At 55.3% G+C, this 5,189-nt stretch carries 4 protein-coding genes and 1 pseudogene; 1 reads left to right on the plus strand and 4 read right to left on the minus strand.

What is annotated here, in order from left to right; translation table 11 throughout:
- Positions 1-117: 117 nt before the first annotated feature.
- From QMX93_RS29550 to QMX93_RS29560, 3 genes are all read right to left on the minus strand, one after another.
- On the minus strand, positions 118-1,086 hold the full coding sequence (locus tag QMX93_RS29550) for a 2-hydroxyacid dehydrogenase (protein WP_282359094.1): 969 nt from the start codon (positions 1,084-1,086) through the stop codon (positions 118-120).
- A 141-nt stretch (positions 1,087-1,227) separates the two neighbouring features.
- Positions 1,228-1,752, minus strand: a complete 525-nt coding sequence (locus QMX93_RS29555; protein WP_282359095.1) for a cysteine hydrolase family protein — start codon at positions 1,750-1,752, stop codon at positions 1,228-1,230.
- A 206-nt stretch (positions 1,753-1,958) separates the two neighbouring features.
- On the minus strand, positions 1,959-2,342 hold the full coding sequence (locus tag QMX93_RS29560; protein ID WP_282359097.1) for a tautomerase family protein: 384 nt from the start codon (positions 2,340-2,342) through the stop codon (positions 1,959-1,961).
- 597 nt (positions 2,343-2,939) lie between these two features.
- Here QMX93_RS29560 and QMX93_RS29565 point away from each other — a divergent pair.
- Positions 2,940-3,305, plus strand: coding sequence for a DUF6124 family protein (locus QMX93_RS29565; protein ID WP_282359099.1), 366 nt, complete (start codon positions 2,940-2,942; stop codon positions 3,303-3,305).
- Positions 3,306-3,386: 81 nt separating this feature from the next.
- Here QMX93_RS29565 and QMX93_RS29570 read toward each other — a convergent pair.
- Positions 3,387-5,189: pseudogene (locus QMX93_RS29570) on the minus strand (hypothetical protein); the annotation flags it as partial.

The raw sequence follows: 5,189 nt of genomic DNA on the forward strand, positions 1-5,189 counted from the left end.
CCGTGTCGTCGCTGCCTAAGGCTGCTATCTTTTGATCTTATAAACCAAAAATCAAAAGATCGCAGCCTTCGGCAGCTCCTACAGGTCAGATCAGTCAGATCAGTCAGATCAGTCAGATCAGTGCACGCGCTGGTTGCTGAGTTTTGGCGGGAGGGCGATCGGGGTGAGCACCGGTTGCCCGGAGAAAAAGGCGACGAGGTTTTTGCCCACCAGTTCGACCGTGCCTTGGGTGGCCTCTGGCGACAGGCCGGCAACGTGAGGCGTGAGCAACACATTGCTGAGGGATTTCAGCGCATCCGGCACCTGCGGTTCGTGATCGAACACATCCAGTGCCGCACCGGCAATTTTTCGTTGTTCAAGGGCCGTGATCAGGTCTGCTGTGGCAATCACACTGGCCCGCGCAATGTTGACGATAAAACCCTTCGGCCCCAGTGCATCAAGCACTGCACGCGTCACCATATGCTGCGTACCGATACCGCCCGGCGTCGCGATGATCAGAAAGTCCGCAGCGCGTGCCAGTTCGGTCGGCGTCGAGCAAAACGCGTAAGGCACCTCGCTGCGCACCTGACGGCTGTGGTAGCTGATTTCCATGTCGAAACCGAGGTGCGCGCGCTTGGCAATCGCCAGGCCCACTGCACCCAATCCGAGAATCCCCAAGCGCTTCCCGGCCAGCGACGGGCGCATGATCTTCGGCCATTCACCACGACGTACCGCCGCGTCGCAACGCGGAATATCACGCACCAATGCCAGCAGCATCGCCATCGCATGGTCGGCCACGGACGAGGCGTTAACCCCGGCGCCATTGGTCACGGTAATCCCGCGATCACTGGCGGCTTGCAGATCAACTTGCTCATAACCGGCCCCGATCACGGTGATGATTTCCAGTGCGGGCAGGGCGGCAATCTCGTCAGCCGTCAGACCCAGCGGGCCACGGGTCAGCACCGCATCGATACGACTGCCGTGAGTGGCAATAGCCTGCGCGCGTTCAGCGGGCGTCGGCGCGAGGATCAGATGAAAACCCTGATTTTCCAGAATCGGCAAATAGTCGTTGATGGTTTCAACCAGTACCAGAACGGTTGCGGGCATTGCGCGGCTCCTGTGATCGTCGGCGTCGAGGGCATCAAATTATGCTTCAGAGTGCTGATTCCAGAGCGGTTTGGCAATGGTTGAACGTTGCCCCGCATCAGCCAGTGTAGGAGCTGATGCAGGGCTCGCCTGAACGCTTCGTCAGAAGGTTACGTCTGCGCTGTTTATTACCCGGGCGAAGGCGCCACCGAGGGTGGCGTTGTGGTGCTCGATGATCGCCTGCGCTGATAGGGCAGGAGTGTCCATGCAAGTGTGGGCGTCGGCGATCAACACGGGTTTGAAGCCCAGATCCGCAGCAGCGCGGCAAGTGCTGTCGATGCAGAATTGAGTCTTCATGCCGACGAGGTAGAGATTCTCGATTTTTCTGGATTGCAGTTGCTGCGCCAAGTCAGTGCCATGGAAGGCGTTGGGTCTGGACTTGTTAAAGAGGGTTGCGGTTTCAGCGTTGAGCTCAAGCTCGGGCAGCAATTGCCAGAACGAACTGCCAGCGGCAATCGGCGAACCTTGCGGGCCGGTGTGGCGCACCGCAAAGATCGGCACCTGCTGTTGTCTCGCCTTGGCGATAAGGTGCTGGATGTTGGCGAGAATTTGCTCGCCGTGATGAGGTTGTTCCGGGCCATGAAACAGACCGACCTGCATATCGATGATCAACAGTGCTGCAGACATGATGTCTCTCCTTGAGTGCTGCAAATGCCGCACGGACGGGAGAAACAACAAGGCCCCGTCCATTGCTGGCGGGGCCTTGGGTTTGCTGCGCTGGGTTACCTCAGGCACAAACACCACGACCCGCCGATAGCGGTCGTGGTGGTACGGGTGAGGTGCAGCGCGCAAAGGTTCATGGGGCTGATCATGCTGTGCGGGTTGCGCGCCTGTCAATTGGCGTATTGAGCGATGCCGTTGCCGAACGACCAGTTCTCTTTTTTCACTTCCACCAGATTGATGAACACGTCTTCGAGGCGAATCGACAGGTGCGTGTTGAGGTTTTGCGCGATGGTTTGGTACAGCGCTTTTTTCTGCTCCAGCGTTCGGCCTTCGTTGAGCGTGATCTGGATGATCACCAATTGGTCGGAGCGCTGAATGCCGAGGTATTCGGGGTCAAAGATAAAGTGATTGGCGTCGTGCTCGTTGAGGGTCTGGAAGTTGTCATGATCCGGGACGTTGATGGCGCTGCGCATGGCGCTGTAAATCTGCTCGCCGATGCGTTTGGCAAAGGTCGGGTCGGTGTGTTTTTTGATTTCGACGCGGACTAATGGCATGGGAAGGCTCCGAGGGAATAGTGGGGCCTTTCTCACGCTAGATGAAATGGTGGGGATTGAAAGTAATTCGCTCGCCGATCCGACGCCTTCGCGAGCAAGCCCGCACAATGGATCGCATTCCGACTGTGGTAGCGGGCTTGCTCGCGAAGAGGGTCGGTATGACCAACACAAAAGCCTGCCTCTTGCACGGTGCTCGCGCCACAATCTGTCGGACATTTCGCCTGATGTTGTCAGCCAATAAACACAACCCGGTAATTCGTGTTTATAGACACCTGAAGTTACGTACGATTGCCCACAAATCGTTGCGTCGTTGCCTACGCCTAAGACAGAATCCGCCGGCTTGTGCGCCTTGGGGCGGGTCGGTAACGTTGATCGGGTCACTGATTTCCAGTGATCGGGCTTAGCGGCTCGGTATGCATCCACGGTTGTACAAGTCCTATCAAGTCAGGCTTTCGCCTGCGCTCGATGGTGGCTGTGCGCATGGCATCTTCGGATGCGCCGGGTTGTGAATGCTTACCGGACCGCTAACTTGCGCACAGCTGCCTCCCTTTTGCTTAGCGGTGGAATGGATGCAGCCTTATTACGAGGTAAGCATTTATGTTCAAGGTAACGCCAAACCCGCCGGCCACCGATCCGGCATCGCCGTACGAATCCTCCCAATCCAAGAAATTCCACGAAGCCGCCGAACGCGCCCTCGACCATTATTTAGGCCCACCCACTGCCGAAATCATGGCCGCGCCGTACGTGTCCAACCGTTTGTTCATGGTTAACCCGGCCAGTGCGAACGAACCTCTATTGGCCGACGCCAGTGAGAGCCTCGGATCGGCTTGCGTAATGATCAACGACTTGGCGGGGATGCTTGAAGGAACGCATCGCCGGACGCTGTTGGGGATTGCGCAGGTTGTGATGCTGGGAGAGTTGGCGGTGAATCAGGTGCTCGATAACCTGGTGCCGGTCAATTAATACGAGCTGCGATGATTAGTTAGCCTAATGGTGAAATGGGACAGATTCATCCTCTGATTAATCTGTCCCCCCTTTCTTGGTTTAGTACCATAAAGTTATGTTGTCTACGAAACCAGCATTCTTAATTAAAGCCATATCTGTATAAATAAAGATTTTTATAATTCTTCGTGCGTCCTCATATGAGAATTCAAACCAGTCAGCATGATCTTTTCTGGGTTCAATCCGTCCAAATGTTCTCACGTCGTTCTCATCATAGATCGCGTACTTCAATTCCATTTTATCTAATAGTTTATATCCAAATCGCACTTTTCTGGCTGAAGTTTTGAGAGTGCACTCTATATGTTGGCCCCAAGGTATTCTCACAGCCTTGCCCGTTATATACGGAGAGTCAGTGATTGCTTGGATTTGAACGCCTTGAAAAGGTGTAGAGATATGGAACATAGGGAGATCCAACCTATTAAACTGCCCTAGGTTCACGGTTTCAAAATCTTCGAACGCTTCAGTGGGAGTAATTGTTACATCCCTGGCTGCCGACACCAGCCCTGCGCCATATTCTGCTTTCGCCGTAAAACTGTGCGCCGCAATGCTCAAGCCAGAAACCGTCAGTGTCCAGATTCCGGTCACCGGGTTTGCAGGCGGCTTGTCTTTAGAGATCGTGCCATCCTTGACATCGACCTTCTGCCCTTTGCTCGCCGTCCCGGTGATCGTCACGCTGGTATCAATGGTGGTTCCGCCATGAGGAATCTCGACACCCTTGCTGTCCTTGATCGAGGTAATGGTCGGCGTGACCATCGGCGTGACGATGATTTTCCATATCACCGACACCGGATTGCTGCCGTATTGCGCAACAGCGGTAAGGTTGCAGTCGCCCTGGGCCAGTCCGACCAAATCCCGATCCCATTTACCTTGAGCATCCGCTGTTGCGAAGCCTCCAGTGCTCACGCTGTTGTTGTAAATCAGGATGGTCTGATGGGGTGTTGCCGTGCCGCCGACCTTGACACTGGACTCAACGGTGAGACCGTTTTGGGGAATGGCGATGCCTTTTGAATCGAGTACCGATGTGATCATCGGCACCGTTGCTGCGGCGACAGTAAAGGTTCGAAAAGCTGATTCCGTCTCACTGCCGTATTTGGCTTTTGCCTTGAAGGCGTGAGCGGCAATGGACAAACTCGCCGCGGTGTAGGTCCAGATCCCTTGAGCATTGATCGGCGCCGAGTCTCTTAATGTGGTGCCGTCATAAATATCCACTGCACGGTTCGCCGTACCCGTGCCTGTCAGCGTCACAGTGGTGTCAACGGTGGTGCCGTTTTGAGGGATGTCGATGCCTTTGGAATCTTTCACCGAAGTAATCGCAGGAACCAAGGCATGCGCCACAACAAAAGTCCGGGGAACTGATACCGGGTTGCTGCCGTAAATGCCTTTGGCGGTCAGGCTGTGCGGCCCATTGACCAAGCCACCAACACCACGTGTCCAAACACCGCTGGCATTAACCGCAGCAGTGCCTTTGGGGGTCGTCCCGTCGAAGATATTGACCTCCAGACCCGCCGTGGCTGTACCGGTCAGGGTGACGCTGTCATTGGTAATGGTGGAACCATTGGGGACTTCTTTACCGTAGGGGTCTTTCACCGAAGTAATCACCGGTACGACCAGTTCGGCCCCAACCCTGAACTCCAGCGCATTCGAATAACTCGTCCCACCCGCCGCACGCTTGATGAGGTACTTCGCCAATACCGTTCCGTTGTTGTTGCCGCTGATGAACTCAGCATCAATCCTGAACGCAACCGGTTTGCCCTCAGTCAAAGACGACAGCGTGATCCCGTCCGTTTTCGTGCCGGTTTTCGAACCGATCCATTCGTAAATCACCTCGTCATCCTTGACCGTGTT

This window comes from Pseudomonas sp. PS01303 (assembly GCF_029959385.1).
GTDB lineage: Bacteria > Pseudomonadota > Gammaproteobacteria > Pseudomonadales > Pseudomonadaceae > Aquipseudomonas > Aquipseudomonas rustica.